The organism is Pseudomonas sp. AAC, assembly GCF_000725445.1.
In the GTDB taxonomy this organism is placed as follows: Bacteria; Pseudomonadota; Gammaproteobacteria; order Pseudomonadales; family Pseudomonadaceae; genus Pseudomonas; species Pseudomonas citronellolis.
Map to the genome: position 1 here is coordinate 41,634 of NZ_KL647098.1, position 19,321 is coordinate 60,954.

Genomic DNA, 19,321 nt, shown 5'->3' on the forward strand with positions numbered 1-19,321 from the left:
CGGGGGAATCATTTTTCGGCCTGTTTGGTGATCTGTTCCTTGAGTTGGTCGAAGCTCAGCGACACGCCCTTCTGCGCCGGCGGGAAGTCCCTGAAGGTCTTCAGGTGCGCGACTATGGCGTCGGTCATCCGGTTGAACAGGTAGGTCTTCTTCTGCAGCAGGTTGGCGCGCGGGCCGGGCGCCTGGTCGTAGCTCTCGAAGGGGTCCTGGCGGATGTTGAACAGCCAGGGCATCTCCAGCGTGGTGGTGCTGCCGTAGTAGCCGTCGCGGGTATAGAAGTGCGCCTTCCACTGGTCCAGGCGCACGGCCTGCAGGCGGCTCTCGGCGTAGTAGAAGATCTCGTGGCGCGCCGACTGGTCGGTCTTGCCTTCCCAGTAGGCCAGGTTGTCGAGGCCGTCGATGTAGTTCTTCTTCACCACGCCGGTGCCCAGGTCGTCGCCCTTGGCCAGGCGCTCGCGCACGTCGGGCATGCCGGCGGCGGCCGCCAGGGTGGTGAACAGGTCCTCGTGGGACTGGATGCCGTTGAGCTCCTCGCCCGCCGGGATGTGCCCCGGCCAGCGCACCATCATCGGCACGCGCACGCCGCCTTCCCAGGTGGTCATCTTGGTGCTGCGGTACGGGCTGGTGCCGCCGAAGGGGTAGGTCTCGTGCTCCGGGCCGTTGTCGGTGGAGTAGATGACGATGGTGTCCTTGGTGATGCCCAGGTCGTCGAGCTTCTTCAGCACCGTGCCGACGTCCTCGTCATGCTGCAGCATGCCGGCGCAGTGTTCGTCCTCGCCGCTGGTGAACTGCTTGCAGCGCTCCAGGTACTGGTTCGGCGTGTGGGTGAAGACGTGCATGCGCGTGGTGTTGATCCAGGCGAAGAACGGCTTCTTCTGCGCCACGGCCTTGTCCATGAACTTGAACGAGGCCTGGATCAGCTCCTGGTCGACGGTCTCCATGCGCTTGCGCGTCAGCGCGCCGGTGTCCTCGCAGCGCTGCTTGCCCCATTTGCCGAAGCGCGGGTCGTCGCCGGGCGTCTCGCCGTCAGTGGCGTAGCAGTGCAACACGCCGCGCGGGCCATAGCGCTTCTTGAAGCCGGGGTCGGCCGGGTAGTCGACGTCCTCCGGCTCCTCCTCGGTGTTGAGGTGGTAGAGGTTGCCGAAGAACTCGTCGAAGCCGTGCACCGTCGGCAGGTACTCGTTGCGGTCGCCCAGGTGGTTCTTGCCGAACTGGCCGCTGGTGTAGCCCTGGGTCTTGAGCACCTCGGCCAGGGTCACGGTCTGCGGCTTGAGGCCCAGCGGCCCGCCCGGCTGGCTGACGGTGGTCATGCCCGAGCGGATCGGCAGCTGGCCGGTGATGAAGGCGGCGCGCCCGGCGGTGCAGCTGGGCTGGGCGTAGTGGTCGCTGAAGATGGCGCCGCCCTTGGCGATGCTGTCGATGTTCGGCGTGCGGTAACCCATGGCGCCACGGCTGTAGGCGCTGAGGTTCCACATGCCGATGTCGTCACCGAAGATCACCACGATGTTGGGCTTGTCCGCCGCCTGGACGGCGCCGCCCAGTACCGGCAGAGCGAGCAATAGCAGGCGCGTGGCCAGGGTCGCGGCGCGGCGTGGCAGGTATTTGCGGGTCATGTTTCTTATTCTCGGTTTATCATCAACGGCAGGACGTGGCTGGCCGCCGATCGGCAGGGCGGGACAGCACGCTCGAACGGCCACATGAAACGGCAAGAGGACGCTGGCGAACATGCCAGAAAGGGACAAAAACCGAACCAAAGTGGCCACGCCGGTCCAGCCGCGGCACCGCGGCGCCATGGGCCGGGTGCTGGCCCGCTACCTCGGCGAGCACAGCGACGCCGAGGAATTCGACCGGGCGCAGCTGGAGCGCCTCTGGCAGCGCGCGGCGCGCATCGACCCGGCCATCGGCCTGCACCTGTTCAGCCATTTCCTGCCCAGGGAGCGCTTCGTGCTGGTGCCCCTCACCCTGTGCTGCGCCAACGTCGGCGAGGCCCTGCAGCACTGGCAGCGCTTCGCCCGCCTGGGCTCGGACCTCGATCGCCTGCACATCGTCGAAGCCGCTGGCGAAGTGGCACTGGAGGTGCAGATAGAGGCCTCGGAGCGGCTGCGTCGGCACTACAGCGAACATGCCCTGGTGATGACCATGACGCAGCTGCGCGAAGGCTGCGTGCACTCAGTGCTGCCGCTGCGCGCCGAGTTCGCCTATTCGCGGCCGCCCTACCACGCCGAGTACCGGGAATTGTTCGGCCCGAACCTGCAGTTCGGCTGCGAACGCAGCCGCCTGGTCTTCGACAGGAGCCTGCTGGAAGAGCCGATGCGCGGCCACCACCCGGTGCTGGTGGAGCTGATCGTCAGCGGCCTGGAACAGCGCCTGGCGCGCCTGCAGCAGTTCAGCGGGGCCGCCGCGCGGGTGGCGCAGCACATCCGCGGCGAGCTGGAAAGCGGCGCCGCGCCCAGCCTGGAGAGCGCCGCGGCGGCGCTGCACATGACCCCGCGCACCCTGCGCCGGCGCCTGCTGGAGCAGGACCTGGGCTACCGTCAGGTGCTGGCCGCGGTGCGCACGGAGCTGGAGCAGTACCTGGAGCTGCAGGGCCTGGACCGCGAACGCATCGCCACCCGCCTCGGCTACGCCGACACCGCCGCCTACCTGCGCGCGCGCAAGCGCTGGCAGGAATGCCAGGAAGACTGAAGCCTCACACCCGGGCCAGTTCCTCCAGCCGGCCCTGGTCGAGCAGCACGACGCTGCCGTACTTCTGCGCGATCATGCCGTCCTGGCCCCACTGCTTCAGCAACTGGCTGACCCGCTGGCGGGTGCTGCCCAATAGCAGCGCCAGGGTTTCCTGGGACAGGCGCAGCTCGATGGCCAGCCCGCCCCCGGCGTTGGCCGAGCCGAAGGCCGCGGCCAGCGCCAGCAGGCGGCTGGCCAGGCGCTGCTCCAGCGTCTGGGTGGAAAAGGCCTCGAACCCCACCAGCAGCGCGCGCAGCAGCGAACTCTGCTGGTGCAGCAGGAAGCGCGAGAAGGCGGGATGGCGGCCGATCAGGCCTTCGACGTCCGCCGGGGTGAGCTGCAGCACCAGGGACGGCATGGCCGCCTGGGCATCGTGGATGCGCGGCAGGCCGTCGAGCAGCGACACCAGGCCGACCCAGCAGCCCGGCTCGTAGAAGTTCAGCACCGCCTCCAGGCCGTCCCGGGAAGTGCCGCTCAGGCGCAGCGAGCCCTCCAGCACTATGTACAGCCCATCGGCCCTGTCGCCGCGGCGGAACAACCGCTGCCCGGCCGCCAGCCGGCGTTGCCGGCCGTGGGCAAGGACATCATCGCGCACCTCCGCCGGCAGCAGGGCGAACGAGGGGTTGCCCAGCAGCGTCCGCAGGTGGCTTGCCGATACCTCGGAAGGGGTAGTCATGAGTACTCCTACAGCGTCCTCGCATTGCAAATACCTAACAGTCTCCCGCGGTATCGCGCTGCACTATTTTTCCAACGATCGTCGTGGCGCCACGAGCCGCCCGGCGGGCACGCCCTGCCCGCCCCGCCGCTTGTACCGCGCACAAGGCGCCAGAACAAGAATAAGCAGGAGACACCGTGATGAATGCCCCTCTGCCTCGCCAGGGCGTCAGCCTCGACGACAAGTTCGAAATCCGCGACGGCTGGATCTACCTCACCGGCACCCAGGCCCTGTCGCGCCTGCCGTTGCAGCAGCGCTGGCGCGACCAGGCCGCGGGCCTGGACACCGGCGGCTTCATCTCCGGCTACCGCGGCTCGCCGCTGGGCCGCTACGACATGGAGCTGTGGGCCCAGCAGGCGCGCCTGGAGGCCAACAACATCCACTTCATGCCGGGGGTCAACGAGGACCTGGCGCTCACCGCGGTGTGGGGCTCGCAGTACGCGGGCCTGCTGCCCGGCGCCAACGTGGACGGCGTGTTCGGCATCTGGTACGGCAAGGGCCCGGGCACCGACCGCAGCGCCGACGCCATGCGCCACCTGGGCAGCGCCGGCACCCACAGGCACGGTGGCGTGCTGGCCATCGCCGGCGACGACCACGGCGTCAAGTCCTCCTCGGTCATCAACTTCTCCGACCCGATCTTCATCGCCGCCGGCCTGCCGATCCTCTACCCGTCGAACACCCAGGAACTGCTCGACCTGGGCCTGCACGGCTTCGCCATGAGCCGCTTCAGCGGCTGCGCCGTGGGCTTCAAGGTGCACAACGACGTGGTCGAGGGCGGCGGCTCGGTGCGCGTCGGCCCCGACTCGCCGCGCATCGTCCTGCCCGAATTGCAGGTTGCCCCGCACCTCGGCCCGCAGGGCCTGAACATCCGCACCTTCGATATCCCGCTGATGGGCGAGGAACGCCTGGTCAACCACCGGCTGCCGGCGGCCGTGGCCTATGCCCGCGCCAACCGGCTCAACCATCTGCTGCAGGAAGTGCCCGGCGCCCGGCTCGGCGTGCTGTCGGCCGGCAAGTCGTACCAGGACGTGCTGCAGGCCCTGGCAGGGATGGGCCTGGACGAGACGCGCCAGCGCGAGCTGGGCCTGCGCATCGGCAAGGCCGGGCTAATCTGGCCGCTGGACCCGCAGTTCGTCGGCGAATTCGCCGACGGGCTGGACGCCATCCTGGTGGTCGAGGAAAAGCGCGGCATCCTCGAAGACCAGGTCAAGGGCATCCTCTACGACCTGGCGCTGCCCAACCACCCGCGGGTGGCCGGCAAGTACGCGGCGGCCCAGGCCTTCGCGCCCGAGCATGGCGAGGCGGTGCTGCAGGGCTGGGGCGAGCTGTCGCCGACGCAGATCATGCACGCCATCCACGGGCAACTACGCAAGCTGCACCCCGAGTTGCCCGCCATGGCGCTGCCGCCAGCCACCAACAAGCTGCCCGGCCTGCCCGACCCGGCCTCGCCCAATCGCAACCCCGGCTTCTGCTCGGGCTGCCCGCACAACCGCTCGACCCAGGTGCCCGACGGCTCGCGGGCCATGGTCGGCATCGGCTGCCACGCCATGGCCGTGCTGCACGACCCGATCAAGACGCCGCCGATGTTCACCCAGATGGGCGGCGAAGGCATGCACTGGCTGGGCCAGCACCGCTTCACCGGGGAGAAGCACGTCTTCGTCAACATCGGCGACGGCACCTACTTCCATTCCGGCTTCCTGGCCATCCGCCAGGCCATCGCGGCCAAGGCCAACATGACCTACAAGGTGCTGTTCAACGGCTTCGTCTCCATGACCGGCGGCCAGCCCATCGACGGCGAGCTGACGGTGCCGCAGGTGGTCAGCGAGCTGATGGCCGAGGGCGTCCGGCACATCTTCGTGCTGACCGACGACCTGGCCAAGCACCCCGCCGGCAGCCTGCCGGCCGGCGTGCCGCTGCTGCACCGCGCCGAGCTGGATGCGCTGATGCTGCGCTGCCGCGAGATCGAAGGGGTGTCGGTGATCGTCTACGACCAACCCTGCGCCACCGAGCGCCGGCGCCTGCGCAAGCGCGGCAAGTGGGCCGATCCGGCCAAGCGCAGCTTCATCAACGCGGCCGTCTGCGAGGGCTGCGGCGACTGCTCCAGGGCCTCCAACTGCCTGTCCATCGAACCGCTGGAAACCCCCTTCGGGCGCAAGCGCAAGATCAACCAGAGCTCGTGCAACAAGGACTACTCCTGCGTCGAGGGCTTCTGCCCGAGCTTCGTCACCGTGCACGGCGGCAAGCTGCGCAAGACGCGCACCGCGGGCGTGGGCGCGGCGGACTTTCCGGCCATCGCGGAACCGGCGCTGCCGGCGCTCGCCGGCGAGTTCTCGCTGCTGATCACCGGTGTCGGCGGCACCGGCGTGGTCACCATCGGCCAGGTGCTCGGCATGGCCGCGCACATCGAGGGGCTGGCGGTCTCGGTGCTGGACGTCACGGGCCTTGCGCAGAAATACGGCGCTGTGATGTCCCACGTGCGCATCGCCGCCGATGCGCAGCGCCTGCATGCCACGCGCATAGCCACGGCCGAAGCCGACACCATAGTGGGCTGCGATCTGGTGGTGACCGCTGGCGACGAGGCGCTGCTGCGCGTGCGCCCGGGCCGCACGCGGGTGATAGTGGCGAGCGACCTGGTGCCCACCAGCGACTTCGCGCGCAACCCCGACTGGAAGATGGATGCCGGCGCGCTGGTCGAGCGCATCCGCCAGCGCTGCGGCAACGGCCAGCTGCTGGCCATGGAGGGCCTGCGCATCGCCGCGCAGCTGATGGGCGACAGCATCGCCGCCAACATGTTCATGCTCGGCGCGGCCTGGCAGCTGGGCAGCGTGCCGCTGTCCCACGCGGCCATCATGCGCGCGCTGGAACTCAACGCCGTGCAGGTCGATTTCAACAAGGCGAGCTTCCTCTGGGGCCGCCGCGCGGCGGTCGACCTGCAGGCGGTGGAACAGGCCGCCTGCGCCGGCAAGCCGGTCGTGCCCGCGCCACGCATCGACATGTCCCTCGACGCCATCGTCCAGCGCTCCATGGCCTACCTGGCCGAATACCAGAACAAGGCCTATGCCCGGCGCTACAAGGCCCTGGTGGACCGCGCCATGGCGGCCGAGCGCGGGCTGAACCTGGGCGAGCGCTTCAGCACGGCGGTGGCGCGCTACTACTTCAAGCTGCTGGCGATCAAGGACGCGTTCGAGGTTGCCCGCCTCTACGCTTCCGCCACCTTCAGGCAAGAACTCGATGCCGTGTTCGAGGGCGACTACAAGGTCCACTTCAACGTCGGCGCCTGGCCCTTCGGCGGCCTGGACCAGCACGGCAAGCCGTACAAGCAGGAAGTCGGGCCCTGGCTGCTGAAGGCCTTCGGCCTGCTCAAGCACTGCAAGGGCCTACGCGGCACCCTCCTCGACCCCTTCCGCAACAGCGCCGAACGCCGGCTCGCATTGCGCCTGCTGGCCGAGTACGAGCGCGAGATCGACGGCCTGATCGCCAGCCTCGATGCTGGCAACCTCGACACCGCCGTCGCCCTGGCTTCGCTGCCGGAGAAGATCCGCGGCTATGGCCACGTGCGCCAGCGCCACATCGAGCAGGTGGAAAAGGAACGCGCGCAGCTCAAGGCCTCGCGGCACGACATCGCCCGCGCGCCAGCCACTCCCCGCTAGGAGACGATCGCATATGGACCCCATAGTCGAGGCGCTGCGCGCCATCGTCGGCGATAACGGCGTGCTCTGCGCGGCCGACCTCGCCAGCCGTTCGGCCGGCGCCTTCCGCGCCGACCATCTGCGGGCGCGGGCGCTGGTGCGCCCGGCCAGCACCGGGGAAGTCGCCGCCGTGCTGCGCTGGTGCCACCAACGGCAGTTGCCGGTAGTACCCCAGGGCGGCCTGACCGGCCTGGTGCGCGGCGCCGATGCCGGGCCCGGCGAGATCATCCTGTCGCTGGAGCGCATGCGCGCCATCGAGGCCATCGACCCGCAACAGCGCACCGCCACCGTGCAGGCCGGCGTCACCCTGCAGGCCCTGCAGGAAGCCGTGGAGGCCCAGGGCCTGGTCTACCCGCTGGACCTGGGCGCGCGCGGCAGCGCCACCCTGGGCGGCACCGCCGCCACCAACGCCGGCGGCACCCGCGTGCTGCGCTACGGCATGACCCGCGACATGGTGCTGGGGCTTGAGGCCGTGCTGGCCGACGGCACCGTGGTGTCGTCCCTGCGCCCACTGATCAAGAACAACACCGGCTACGACCTCAAGCAGCTGTTCATCGGCAGCGAAGGCACCCTGGGGGTGATCACCCGCCTGGTGCTGCGCCTGCGCGAGAAGCCGCTGGCCAGCCACACCGCGCTGTTGGCGGCGCCGGGCTTCGATGCCGTGGCCGGGCTGCTGCGCCACATGGACCGCGCGCTGGGCGGCTCGCTGTCGTCCTTCGAGGTGATGTGGCAGTCCTTCTACCGCCTGGTGACCACGCCGCCGGCCAAGAGCCTGCCGCCGCTGGGCCAGGAGCACCCCTTCTACGTGCTGGTCGAGGCCCAGGGCAGCCAGCGCGAAGGCGACGGCCAGCGCTTCGAGGCCGCGCTCGAAGCGGCCCTGGAGCAAGGGCTGCTGAGCGACGCGGTGCTCGCCCGCTCCGACGCCGACGCGCAGGCCTTCTGGGCGCTGCGCGACGACGTGGAACAGGTGATGCGGCACGGCATGCCGCTGGGCTTCGACATCTCGCTGCCGATCGCCGAGATGGACGGCTACGTGCGCCAGGTGCAGCGCCTGTTGCTCGCGGAAGCCAAGGCGCACTGGCTCTACGTGTTCGGCCACCTGGGCGACGGCAACCTGCACCTGGTCGTCACCCTGCCCCACGCCGACCTCGAACGGTTCAAGCCGCGCATCGAAGCGCTGGTCTACGCGGAACTGCGCGCGCGCGGCGGCTCGGTGTCGGCCGAGCACGGCATCGGGCTGGAGAAGAAGCCCTGGCTGTCGATCACCCGCAGCCCGCAGGAACGCGCGCTGATGGGCGCGATCAAGCGCGCGCTGGACCCCGCCGGCATCCTCAACCCGGGCAAGCTGCTCGACGGCGGCGCGCCATGACCTGCATCACCTGCATCGAGGACCTGCGTGCCCTGGCCCAGCGCCGCGTGCCGCGGATGTTCTACGACTACGCCGACTCGGGCTCCTGGACCGAGAGCACCTACCGCGCCAACCAGGCCGACCTGCAGCAGTTGCTGCTGCGCCAGCGCGTGGCCATCGACATCGACCGGCGCAGCACCGCCACCACCCTGCTCGGCCAGCGCGCCTCCATGCCGCTGGCGCTCGCCCCGGTGGGCGCGCTGGGCATGCAGCATGCCGACGGCGAAATCCTCGCGGCGCGCGCGGCGCGGAGCTTCGGCGTGCCCTTCACGCTGTCCACCATGAGCATCTGCTCCATCGAGGACGTGGCCGAGCACGCCGGCCCCGGCTTCTGGTTCCAGCTCTACGTGATGCGCGACCGCGCCTTCGCCCGGCGCCTGGTCGAGCGCGCCAGGGCGGCCGGCTGCACGGCGCTGGTGCTGACCCTCGACCTGTCGCTGGTGGGCCAGCGCCACAAGGACCTGAAGAACGGCCTGACCGACCCCTCGCGCATGAGCCTGCGCCAGTTGCTCGACGTGGCCAGGCACCCGCGCTGGGCGCTGGGCATGGCCGGCACGCCGCGACGGGCGTTCGGCAACGTGGTCGGCCACGCGCCCGGCATCGACAGCATGGCCGACATGGCGCGCTGGCGCGGCGGCGAGCTGGACCCGTCGCTGAACTGGGCCGACGTCGCCGAAATCCGCCGCTGGTGGGACGGCCCGCTGCTGCTCAAGGGCATCCAGGACGTGGACGACGCGCGCAACGCCGTGGCCCGCGGCGCCGACGCCATCGTGGTCAGCAACCACGGCGGGCGCCAGCTCGACGGCACCCAGTCGAGCATCCGCGCGCTACCGCCGATAGTCGAGGCGGTCGGCGCGCAGACCGAAGTCTGGATGGACGGCGGCATCCGCAGCGGCCAGGACGTGCTCCGCGCCCGCGCCCTGGGCGCGCGCGGCTGCCTGCTGGGGCGCGCCTTCGTCTACGGCCTGGGGGCCCTCGGCGAGGCCGGCGTGAGCCGCGCGCTGGAGATCATCCACAACGAACTGAGCCTGAGCATGGCCTTCTGCGGCCACACCGACATCGAGGCCGTCGGCCCGAGCATCTTGCTGCCCCCGTGCCCCTGGCCGGGGGCCAGCGCCCTCCCGCACGGCCCGCTCCATCCGGGGCGGGACGCGCGGCTACCCACCGGAGACCTGTCATGACCACGCAACCCCCCATCCAGCGCCTGGAGCGCCTGTTCGCGCTGCAGAAAGCGGCTTTCGCCCAGGACATGTTCCCCAGCGCCGAGACGCGCATCGAGCGCATGTCGCGCATCGTGCCGATGATGTACAGCTACCGCGCCAGGATCCACGAAGCGCTGGTGGCGGACTTCGGCAGCCATTCGGGCGCGGCGGCGGACCTCACCGAAATCCTGCCGATGGTCGAGCGCGTGCGCTTCGACTGCGCCCACGTCCAGCAGTGGATGAAGCCCATCGCCAAGCCGGTCGACCCGGCCACCCAGGGCGAGTCGCGGGCCTACGTGCAGTACAGCCCCAAGGGCGTGGTGTGCAACATGGCGGCGTGGAACTTCCCCTTCGACGTCGGCGTCGGCCCGCTCATCGACATGCTCGGCGCCGGCAACCGGGTGATCCTCAAGCCCTCGGACCTGACGCCCAACAGCGGCGCCCTGCTGCAGGAAATGTTCGCGGCCTACTTCGCCGAGGACGAGGTCGCGGTGGTCAACGGCGACCTGGAGCTGGCCCGGCACTGCGCCACGCTGCCCTGGGACCACCTGCTGTTCACCGGCGGCACGGCGGTGGGCCGCGAGATCATGAAGCGCTGCGCCGAGAACCTGGTGCCGGTCACCCTCGAACTGGGCGGGCGCAACCCCACCATCGTCGGCCGCGACAAGCTCGGCGACGCGCAGACGCTGGCGGCCATCGCCGGCATCAAGGCCATCAAGCGCGGCCAGCTGTGCATCACCGTCGACCACCTGCTGGTGCCCGAGGACGGCCTGCAGGACTTCGTGAAGGCCCTGAGCGAAGTGATGCAGCACAGCTTCGGCCACGACAACGGCGCCAGCAGCGCCAGCGGCATCATCAACCAGCGCCACGTCGAGCGCCTGCAACGCCTGCTGGAGGACGCCCAGGGCAAGAGCGAGCAGGTGATCCGCATCGGCCGCGAGATGGATGCCGGCGCCCGCGACATGCCCTTCCACATCGTGGTCAACCCGCGCGACGACGCCCAGGTGGTGCGCGAGGAAATCTTCGGTCCGATCCTGCCGATCCAGACCTACAAGGACACCGACGACCTCGTCACGCGCATCAACCAGGGCGACACGCCGCTGGGCATCTACCTCTTCAGCGACGACCCGGCGCTGCGCCAGGCGATCGCCACGCGCACCCGCTCGGGCGGCGTGTGCTTCAACATCGCCGTGATGCAGGGCGCGCTGGCCGCCATGGGCTTCGGCGGGGTGGGCGCCAGCGGCATGGGCCGGCACCACGGCGAGGAAGGCTTCCGCGAGTTCTCCAACCCGCGCGGCTTCTACGAGCGCCGCGCCGGCGGCAGCTTCGAGCTGATCACGCCGCCCTACGGCGCCGCCACGCGCCAGCTGATCGACACGGTGGCCTACCCGCAGGTGGCGGCTGCTCTGGGACTCGAACCGTGACCGGCACTGCGCGTCACGCCTGACGGCCAGCCCCGGCGGCGGCCTGCCGCCGGGGCACCGTCCTGCACACCGAGCCTCGCCCGAAACGAGCTGCCGCTGGCGGCGCCATGAGGGAACGAACCATGAAAGCACCTTGGAATACCGGGGCGGCGCTGCTGCTCGCGGCTCCGCTGGCCTGGGCCGGCGGCCCGGCGGCGGTCGACGCCCAGCGCCTGAACGCCGCCGACAGCGAGCCCGGCAACTGGATGAGCACCGGCCGCACCTACGGCGAACAGCGCTATTCGCCGCTGGAGCAGGTCAACGAGGGGAACGTGGGGCAGCTCGGCCTGGCCTGGAACTACGGCTTCGGGCTGGACCGCGTGGTCGAGGCCACGCCCCTGGTGGTGGACGGCGTGATGTACACCACCAGCGCCTACAGCATCGTCCACGCGCTGGACGCGCGCACCGGCGAACTGCTGTGGAAGTACGACCCCGGGGTCTACCGCGGCATCCAGGGCTCGGGCTGCTGCGACGCGGCCAACCGCGGCGTGGCGGTGTGGAACGGCAAGGTCTACGTGGGCGTGTACGACGGCCGGCTGGAGGCGCTGGAAGCACGCAGCGGGCAGCGCCTGTGGTCGGTGGACACCGTGCTCGACCACGCGCGCAACTACACCATCACCGGCGCCCCGCGCATCATCAAGGGCAAGGTGGTGATCGGCAACGGCGGCAGCGAGTTCGGCGTGCGCGGCTACGTCACCGCCTACGATGCCGAAACCGGCGCGCAGGCCTGGCGCTTCTTCACCGTGCCGGGCGACCCGGCAAAGGGCGACGAGAGCGACACCATCGGCATGATCCGCAAGACCTGGTTCGGCGACCAGTACTGGAAACAGGGCGGCGGCGGCACCGTGTGGGACTCGATGGCCTACGACGCCGAACTGGACCTGCTCTACCTCGGCGTCGGCAACGGCGCCTTCTGGAACTACGGCCAGCGCTCGCAGGGCAAGGGCGACAACCTGTTCCTCTCCTCCATTGTCGCGGTCCGCCCCGACACCGGGCAGTACGTCTGGCACTACCAGACCACGCCGGGCGACGCCTGGGACTACACCGCCACGCAGCACATCATCGTCGCCACCCTGGCCATCGACGGCAAGCCGCGCAAGGTGGTGATGCAGGCGCCGAAGAACGGCTTCTTCTACGTGCTGGACGCGGCCACGGGCAAGCTGCTCTCGGCCGCCCAGTACGCCCCCAAGGTCAACTGGGCCAAGGGCGTGGACCTGGACAGCGGCCGGCCGCTCATCGACCCGGAGGCGGCCGACTACTGGAGCAAGGGCGAGGCCAGGCTGGTGTTCCCCGGCTCCCAGGGCGGGCACAACTGGCACCCGATGAGCTACAGCCCGAAGACCGGCCTGGTCTACATCCCCACGCAATCGACGGCCGACATCCACCACCCGAAGGCGAAGCTGGATACGCCCGCCAAGGGCCAGTGGAACACCGGGATGGAAATCCCGCCGATGCCCCGGGACAGCAAGAGCATCGACGAATTCGCGCAGATCTACACCGGCAAGCTGCAGGCCTGGGACCCCGTGCGGCAGAAAGAGGTCTGGTCGGTGCCCTACGCGCAGATCGCCAACGGCGGCACCTTGGCCACCGCCGGCAACCTGGTGTTCCAGGGCACCCACGATGGCCGCCTGCTGGCCTACGCGGCCGACAGTGGCAAGCTGCTGTGGCAGCGCGAGGTGAGCAGCGGTGTGGTGGCCGCGCCCATCACCTACAGCGTGGACGGCGAGCAGTACGTGACCTTCAGCAGCGGCTGGGGCGGCGCCTACCCGATCACCTTCGGCGCCCTGTCCGAGCGCACCCGCGGCGTGCCCGACGCCCGGGTGTTCACCTTCAGGCTCGGCGGCAGCGCGCCCATGCCCGCGGTCCGGCGGCGCGCCATCGTACTGCCCGAGCCGCCGCCGCTGAGCGCCGACGCGGCCACGGTGGCGGCCGGCGACCAGCTGTTCCGCCAGCACTGCGGGGTGTGCCACGGCCTGGGCGCCTTCAGCGCGAACGTGATCCCCGACCTGCGCTACATGACGGCGCAGACGCACGAGGACTTCCAGAGCATCGTCGCCGGCGCGCGGGCCGGCCGGGGCATGCCGCCGTTCGCCGGGCGGCTGGCGCCGGAGCAGGTGGAGCAGATCCGCGCCTACCTGATCGAGCGCGCCCACGACCGGCGCGCCGAACTGCAGGCCGCGGGCCAGCCGCCGGCGGACACCTAGGTTCGCTGGGCTAGCGGTCCGGCCGCTCCTGGGCCAGCGTCTGCAGGGCGTCCGGGCGCAGCAGCAGGAGCTGGCCGTAGCGCTGGCGGATCAGGCCCTGCTGCTCCCACTGCTTGAGCACCTGGTTGACGCGCTGGCGGGTGGCGCCGATGAGCTGCGCCATGGACTCCTGGGACAGCCGCAGGTCCAGGCTCACCCCTTCGGCCTCCTTCGCCCCGAAGGATTCGCTCAGCCCCAGCAGGCGCCCGGCCAGGCGCTGCTCCAGCGACTGCGTGGAAAACGCGGAGAAGGCCACCAGCATGGCGCGCAGGCGCGACACCTCCAGGTCCAGCAGCATGCGCACCAGCGCCGGGTGCCGATCGCACAGCTCGCCCAGCGCCAGCGGGCTGATGTGCAGCACCTGGGAGGGTACGTGGGCATGGGCGTCGTGCAGGCGGTTGCTGTGGTCGAGCATCGACACCTCGCCCAGCCAGGTGCCCGGCTCGTAGAAGTTCAGCACCGCCTCCTGGCCATCGCGGGTGGTGTTGCTCAGGCGGATGATGCCCTGCAGCACGATGTACAGGCCATCCGGCGGCTCGCCGCAGCGGAACAGCTGCTGGCCGGTGTTCAGCGCGCGCACGCCGGCGCGGGCCAGCATGTCGTCGCGAACCTGTTCCGGCAGGCCGCCGAACCAGGGGCTGGCCAGCAGCACGGCGAGATGGGACTCCGACAACATCGAGGGGAAGGTCACGCCTGAAGGCTCCATGGAATCCGGGACGTTGCTCCCATTATTCGGCCGACGGGCGAGCCAGCACAAGGCGCATCGACGGCCTCCCCCAATCGGCCGCAAAGGGGGGACCGGGCGCCAGCAGGACGGACGTCAAATTCAGGACAGTCGCCGCACCTCGCCACGCCTTAGCCTCGGGCGCTCCACCACAACATCTACAAGAACACCTACAAGAAGGAATGCCCCATGGCCCACGAACTCGCCCTCCCCCATGTCCGCGACCAGGTGAGCGACGAAGAATGGCAACTGCGCGTCAACCTCGCCGCGTGCTACCGGCTGGTCGCCCTGTTCGGCTGGACCGACCTGGTCTTCACCCACATCAGCGCCCGCGTCCCCGGCCCCGAGCATCACTTCCTGATCAACCCCTACGGCCTGCTGTTCGACGAGATCACCGCCTCCAACCTGGTGAAGATCGACCAGGACGGCAACAAGGTGATCGACAGCCCCTACGACGCCAACCGCGCCGGCTTCGTCATCCATAGCGCCATCCATGCCGCGCGCCACGACATCCAGTGCGTGCTGCACACCCACACCCGCGCCGGCGTCGCGGTCAGCGCCCAGGAATGCGGCGTGCTGCCGATCAGCCAGCAGTCCACCTTCGTGCTCTCCTCGCTGGCCTACCACGACTACGAGGGCGTGGCCCTGCGCGACGACGAGAAGCCGCGCCTGCAGGCCGACCTGGGCAACAAGCTGTTCTTCATGCTGCGCAACCACGGCCTGCTCACCGTCGGCCGCAGCGTCGCCGACGCCTTCCTCAACATGTACACCTTCGAGACCACCTGCCAGATCCAGCTGGCGGCCCAGGCCGGCGGCCAGCTGGTGCAGGTCGATCCGCAGATCATCGACGGCGTGGCCGAGGTGGTCGACAAGCAGACCGGCGGCCAGGGCGGCGACTTCGTCTGGCCGGCGCTGCTGCGCAGGCTCAACCGCATCGACACCAGCTATCGCGACTGAGGAGCCAGCGATGAACACCACTCCCTGCATCGCCCTGTCGCGCCAGGTACCCGATGCGCTGTTGGGAAGCCTGCGCGAACGGGCCGAGCTCCGCATGCCCGAACGCGGCCTCCCGGATGACCTGGGCGAGCTGCTGAGCGGGGCCGACTACGCCCTGGTGCTGCCCGCCGACCGCATCGACGCCGCCCTGCTGGAGCGCTGCCCGCGCCTGAAGGTGCTGAGCACCGTCAGCGCCGGCTTCGACCACATCGACGTGGCCGCCTGCACGGCCCGCGGCATCCGCGTCTGCAACACCCCCAAGGCGGTCGCCGCGGCCACCGCCGACCTCGCCTTCGGCCTGCTGCTGGCCGCGGCCCGGCGCATCGTCGAGGCCGACGCCTTCGTCCGCGGCGGCGGCTGGCGCGCCGACTCCTCGCCGCTGTTCGGCCAGGACGTGCACCACAAGCAGTTGGGCATCCTCGGCCTGGGCAGCATCGGCATGGAAGTGGCCAAGCGCGCCCGCGGCTTCGACATGGACGTCACCTATTGCAACCGGCGGCGCCTGCCGGTGGAGGAAGAAGTCCGGCTCGGCGTGCGCTACCTGGACTTCGACAGCCTGCTGGAGCAGAGCGACGCGCTCATCCTGCAGCTGCCCTACAGCGCCGCCACCCACCACATCATCGGCGCGCCGCAGCTGGCGCAGATGAAGCCCGAGGCCATCCTGATCAACACCGCCCGCGGCGGCCTGGTGGATGAAACCGCCCTGGCCACGGCCCTGCGCGAAGGCCGGCTGGCGGCGGCCGGGCTGGACGTCACCGAAGGCGAGCCGGCGGTGAACCCGGCGCTACTCGGCCTGCCCAACCTGGTGCTGTCGCCGCACAACGGCGCCTCCACCCGCGAGACGCACAAGCGCATGACCCTCGAGGCCTTCGACAACCTGCTCGACGCCCTGCAGGGCGCGCCGCTGCGCAACTGCATCAACCCGCAACCAACAGAGGAATGCTGCCCATGAGCGTGCATTGCGTAGTCGTGTCCTGGCTGAAAGAGCCGGGCAACCTGGAACACATCGCCCAACTGACCGCCGCCTGCGAAAGCCTGCGGCAGATCCCCGGCGTCAGCGAAGTCCGCTTCGGCCCCCGGGCCAACCTGGGCGGCGTCGGCTCGGACGACAGCTTCGACTTCGCCATGATCATCAGTTTCGAGTCGTTCAAGGCGGCCCAGGACTATGGGCCCCATCCCAACCATATGCAGGCGGCGCAACTCACCGTGCAACTGGCGGAGCGGTTCCAGAGTTTCTATTTCGAGACCTGAGTTAATCGCGGACGGAGTCCGTTCCTACGGCGCCTGGCACAGGGGTCGACCGTAGGAGCGGACTCCGTCCGCGATTTGCGCGCAGGGCGCGCTCCTGCAGTCCAGGGAGGCATGGTGTGTTTCCTGGGAGCGAGCTTGCTCGCGAACAGTTTCCCGGTGGCGTGGATGTTGGGTGCAAGAGCGCCCTCTCCCCAACCCTCTCCCGCAAGCGGGAGAGGGGGCTTGTCCTGAGCGATGCGTCGGCCAGGCGCAATCCTCCCACCCTCGTCATTCCCGCGAACAGCGCTTGCGCTGCCTTGGCTTGGGTGTTTCTGCGCCGCACCGAGTTTGCCCAACCGTCTTGTTTCGCCCCCTCGGGCGAGTCCCTTTTGTCAATCGCCACAAAAAGAAACCAAAAGGCTTTGCCCGACATACGGGCCCGATGGAGCCGGGCTACCCTCGCGAATTCCCCCGCCACGGAGGCCCGCCCCGAGGGGACGTCCCTGTAGCCCATCGGGGCTCTCGCGGCATCCATGTCGCCTGACCTCCTGAGCGCCGGTTTCGCTCGGCCTTCTGAAGGGGCGTTTCGGTGCGCTCGGCTATTTCTCTGGAAATCCAAGAGCAGACGCGCTTTTGCTTTTCGTAGGAGCGAGCTTGCTCGCGAACCCAGCAGTCACTGGGTTATTCCCCTTCGGGCCAGCGCAAGCGCTGTTCGCGATGGAGCCGCGTCCCGCGTTCGCGGGAATGACAGGGGTCGTGAGGAGTTTCAGGATGACTCTTGATTCCCCGTCCACTCCGAACGGCCCCCTCTCCCGCTTGCGGGAGAGGGTTGGGGAGAGGGCGCTCTTAACCCCAGCGCCTACGCCCCCGGCAAACCCCATTCGCGAGCAAGCTCGCTCCTACAGCCCCCCCCGCCAACCTGCAGGAGCACAACGCGAACGGCGGACACAACAGCCTCAAACCACAACTGCTTATCCCCCCACGCCAACCACCCCATAACCCCCATGAATCCCCCACCCTCCACGCCGCTGATCACGCCAGAACCCCCGCCCCAGAGCCTCTCCAGCCCTCGCTTGTCAGCCTTTGGCACGAACGCCAGCCCCCACCATCGGCACTTTCTCCAAGCCGCAAATTCCGGACAGTTCATACAAGCGCCGCAGCCTCACCATGCTTGCAAACAATAAGGAGACACCAGCAAGTGCAAACCCCCTGGACTCGCTCATACCCTGCCGGCGTGCGCTGGAACACCGACCTCTCCGGCCTCAGCGTGCTGGACATGCTCGATGACTCGGTGCGCCGCTGGGCCGACCGCCCGGCCATCGACTTCATGGGCCGCAACATCGACTACCGCGAACTCACCTCGCTGATCGACCGCGCCGCCAAGGGCCTGCAGGACCTGGGCGTCGGCCCCGGCGTCCACGTCGGCCTCTACCTACCCAACGTGCCGCAATACGTCATCACCTTCTTCGCCATCCTGCGCGCCGGCGGCACCGTGGTGAACTACTCGCCGCTGGATGCCGGCGAGGTGCTCGCGCACAAGATCGAGGACAGCCGCACCGACATCCTCGTCACCCTCGACCTCAACAGCCTCTACCCGCTGATGGCCCGCCTGCTCGACAGCACCCGCCTGCACACCCTGGTGGTCGGCTCGCTGGGCGAGTTCGGCGCGCAGCCGCGGGAGATCCGCGCCCGCCTGCAGCAGGAGGGCCAGCTCGCCCAGGTGCACTACAGCGAGCAATGCCTGCCCTTCGAACAGTTGCTGGACAACGAAGGCGACTGGCAGCCCCACGCCCTGCCGCCGCTGGACGAGGCCCTGGCCGTGCTGCAGTACACCGGCGGCACCACCGGCCTGCCCAAGGGCGCCATGCTGACCCACGCCAACCTCGGCGCCGCCGCGGCCCAGGTGATGATGATCAACGTCGACAACGACCAGCGCCTGCACGAAGGCCGCGAGAGCATCCTGGTGGTGCTGCCGCTGTTCCACGTCTACGCCATGGTCGGCTGCCTGCTGTTCCCGGTGGCCGCGGGCGCCGAAATGCGCCTGCACACGCGCTTCGACGCCGGCGCCGTATTGCGCGACATCCACGACAACCGGGTGAGCTGCTTCCCCGGCGTGCCGACCATGTTCACCGCCCTGCTCAGCCACCCGCAGGTCAGCGAGTACGACCTGCGCTGCCTGAAGATCTGCGCCTCCGGCGGCGCCCCGCTGCCGGTGGAGCTGATGCAGCAGTTCAAGGCCCTGACCGGTTGCCAGATCACCGAGGGCTGGGGCATGACCGAGACCTGCACCGGCGGCACCTTCACCCCCGCCGAGCGGCCCCAGGCAGGCTCCTGCGGCGTGCCGCACATCGGCGTGGACATCTGCTTCCTCGACCTGGAGGACGCCGGGCGCAAGGTGTCGCCGGGGCAGAACGGCGAGCTGGCCATCCGCGGGCCGAACATCATGCGCGGCTACTGGAACAACCCCCAGGCCAGCGCCGAGTCCTTCACCCACGACGGCTACTTCCGCACCGGCGACGTCGGCTACATGGACGCGGACGGCTACATCTACATCGTCGACCGCACCAAGGACATGCTCCTGTGCGGCGGTTTCAACGTCTACCCGCGGGTGATCGAGGAAGCCATCTACGCCCACCCGGCGGTGGAGGAAGTCATGGTCCTGGGCATTCCCGACGCCTACCGCGGCCAGTCGCCCAAGGCCTACGTCAAGCTGCGCCCCGGCCATGCGGCCTTCGACCTCGACGCGCTCAAGGACTTCCTCAAGGACCGCCTGGGCAAGCACGAGATGGTGCAGGCCCTGGAAATCCGCGCCGACCTGCCCAAGACCGCCGTGGGCAAACTGTCCAAGAAGCTGCTCAAGGACGAAATCGCCGCCGCTCAAGCGAGCGCCGGTAACTGAACCCGTAGTACCCCCGTACAAGGAAACC

The 19,321-nt window shown here is 69.5% G+C and carries 13 protein-coding genes; 10 read left to right on the forward strand and 3 right to left on the reverse strand.

All coding sequences use genetic code 11. The annotated features are described in order from the left end of the window. Positions 1 to 8: 8 nt before the first annotated feature. On the reverse strand, positions 9 to 1,613 hold the full coding sequence (locus FG99_RS17810; RefSeq protein WP_081884661.1) for an arylsulfatase: 1,605 nt from the start codon (positions 1,611 to 1,613) through the stop codon (positions 9 to 11). Between the two features lie 142 nt (positions 1,614 to 1,755). On the opposite strand from FG99_RS17810, the gene FG99_RS17815 reads away from it, so the two are divergent. Beyond that, positions 1,756 to 2,685 carry an AraC family transcriptional regulator ligand-binding domain-containing protein gene (locus tag FG99_RS17815; protein WP_051879017.1) on the forward strand — a complete coding sequence of 310 codons (930 nt, stop codon included), beginning with the start codon at positions 1,756 to 1,758 and terminating at the stop codon, positions 2,683 to 2,685. Between the two features lie 4 nt (positions 2,686 to 2,689). Here FG99_RS17815 and FG99_RS17820 read toward each other — a convergent pair whose 3' ends face one another. After that, positions 2,690 to 3,400, reverse strand: coding sequence for a Crp/Fnr family transcriptional regulator (locus FG99_RS17820; RefSeq protein ID WP_051879020.1), 711 nt, complete (start codon positions 3,398 to 3,400; stop codon positions 2,690 to 2,692). Between the two features lie 179 nt (positions 3,401 to 3,579). Here FG99_RS17820 and FG99_RS17825 point away from each other — a divergent pair, with 179 nt between their 5' ends. From FG99_RS17825 to FG99_RS17845, 5 genes are all read left to right on the forward strand, one after another. Next, positions 3,580 to 7,089, forward strand: coding sequence for an indolepyruvate ferredoxin oxidoreductase family protein (locus tag FG99_RS17825; RefSeq protein ID WP_043271637.1), 3,510 nt, complete (start codon positions 3,580 to 3,582; stop codon positions 7,087 to 7,089). Between the two features lie 13 nt (positions 7,090 to 7,102). Continuing rightward, entirely contained in the window at positions 7,103 to 8,497 is a 1,395-nt protein-coding gene (locus tag FG99_RS17830; RefSeq protein ID WP_043271639.1) for an FAD-binding oxidoreductase, read from the forward strand. Further along, a complete protein-coding gene (locus FG99_RS17835; RefSeq protein ID WP_043271641.1) occupies positions 8,494 to 9,717 on the forward strand; it encodes an alpha-hydroxy acid oxidase in 1,224 nt (407 codons plus the stop codon). The genes FG99_RS17830 and FG99_RS17835 overlap by 4 nt, the downstream gene beginning before the upstream one ends. Continuing rightward, positions 9,714 to 11,162, forward strand: a complete 1,449-nt coding sequence (locus FG99_RS17840) for an aldehyde dehydrogenase family protein (RefSeq protein WP_051879022.1) — start codon at positions 9,714 to 9,716, stop codon at positions 11,160 to 11,162. Before FG99_RS17835 ends, FG99_RS17840 begins: the two co-directional genes overlap by 4 nt. Before the next feature lie 122 nt (positions 11,163 to 11,284). Next, complete coding sequence (locus tag FG99_RS17845; protein WP_051879024.1) at positions 11,285 to 13,405, forward strand: PQQ-dependent dehydrogenase, methanol/ethanol family; 2,121 nt, start codon at positions 11,285 to 11,287, stop codon at positions 13,403 to 13,405. Positions 13,406 to 13,415: 10 nt separating this feature from the next. Here FG99_RS17845 and FG99_RS17850 read toward each other — a convergent pair whose 3' ends face one another. Next, on the reverse strand, positions 13,416 to 14,135 hold the full coding sequence (locus FG99_RS17850) for a Crp/Fnr family transcriptional regulator (protein ID WP_081884662.1): 720 nt from the start codon (positions 14,133 to 14,135) through the stop codon (positions 13,416 to 13,418). A gap of 222 nt (positions 14,136 to 14,357) precedes the next feature. Between FG99_RS17850 and FG99_RS17855 the strand changes: the two genes are divergently transcribed. The 4 genes from FG99_RS17855 to FG99_RS17870 all read left to right on the forward strand — a co-directional run bounded on the left by FG99_RS17855 (position 14,358) and on the right by FG99_RS17870 (position 19,293). Next, positions 14,358 to 15,125 carry a class II aldolase/adducin family protein gene (locus FG99_RS17855; RefSeq protein WP_009622313.1) on the forward strand — a complete coding sequence of 256 codons (768 nt, stop codon included), beginning with the start codon at positions 14,358 to 14,360 and terminating at the stop codon, positions 15,123 to 15,125. A 10-nt stretch (positions 15,126 to 15,135) separates the two neighbouring features. Then, on the forward strand, positions 15,136 to 16,116 hold the full coding sequence (locus FG99_RS17860; protein WP_043271648.1) for a 2-hydroxyacid dehydrogenase: 981 nt from the start codon (positions 15,136 to 15,138) through the stop codon (positions 16,114 to 16,116). Beyond that, complete coding sequence (locus tag FG99_RS17865; RefSeq protein ID WP_051879026.1) at positions 16,113 to 16,415, forward strand: Dabb family protein; 303 nt, start codon at positions 16,113 to 16,115, stop codon at positions 16,413 to 16,415. Before FG99_RS17860 ends, FG99_RS17865 begins: the two co-directional genes overlap by 4 nt. Positions 16,416 to 17,592: 1,177 nt before the next feature. Beyond that, complete coding sequence (locus tag FG99_RS17870) at positions 17,593 to 19,293, forward strand: long-chain-fatty-acid--CoA ligase (RefSeq protein ID WP_081884664.1); 1,701 nt, start codon at positions 17,593 to 17,595, stop codon at positions 19,291 to 19,293. Positions 19,294 to 19,321 lie beyond the last annotated feature (28 nt).

Coding starts and splice junctions, on each gene's coding strand:
- FG99_RS17855 (WP_009622313.1), top strand. CDS start 14,358: ATGGCCCACGAACTCGCCCTCCCCCATGTCCGCGACCAGGTGAGCGAC.
- FG99_RS17825 (WP_043271637.1), top strand. CDS start 3,580: ATGAATGCCCCTCTGCCTCGCCAGGGCGTCAGCCTCGACGACAAGTTC.
- FG99_RS17810 (WP_081884661.1), bottom strand. CDS start 1,613: ATGACCCGCAAATACCTGCCACGCCGCGCCGCGACCCTGGCCACGCGC.
- FG99_RS17860 (WP_043271648.1), top strand. CDS start 15,136: ATGAACACCACTCCCTGCATCGCCCTGTCGCGCCAGGTACCCGATGCG.
- FG99_RS17830 (WP_043271639.1), top strand. CDS start 7,103: ATGGACCCCATAGTCGAGGCGCTGCGCGCCATCGTCGGCGATAACGGC.
- FG99_RS17835 (WP_043271641.1), top strand. CDS start 8,494: ATGACCTGCATCACCTGCATCGAGGACCTGCGTGCCCTGGCCCAGCGC.
- FG99_RS17865 (WP_051879026.1), top strand. CDS start 16,113: ATGAGCGTGCATTGCGTAGTCGTGTCCTGGCTGAAAGAGCCGGGCAAC.
- FG99_RS17845 (WP_051879024.1), top strand. CDS start 11,285: ATGAAAGCACCTTGGAATACCGGGGCGGCGCTGCTGCTCGCGGCTCCG.
- FG99_RS17820 (WP_051879020.1), bottom strand. CDS start 3,400: ATGACTACCCCTTCCGAGGTATCGGCAAGCCACCTGCGGACGCTGCTG.
- FG99_RS17840 (WP_051879022.1), top strand. CDS start 9,714: ATGACCACGCAACCCCCCATCCAGCGCCTGGAGCGCCTGTTCGCGCTG.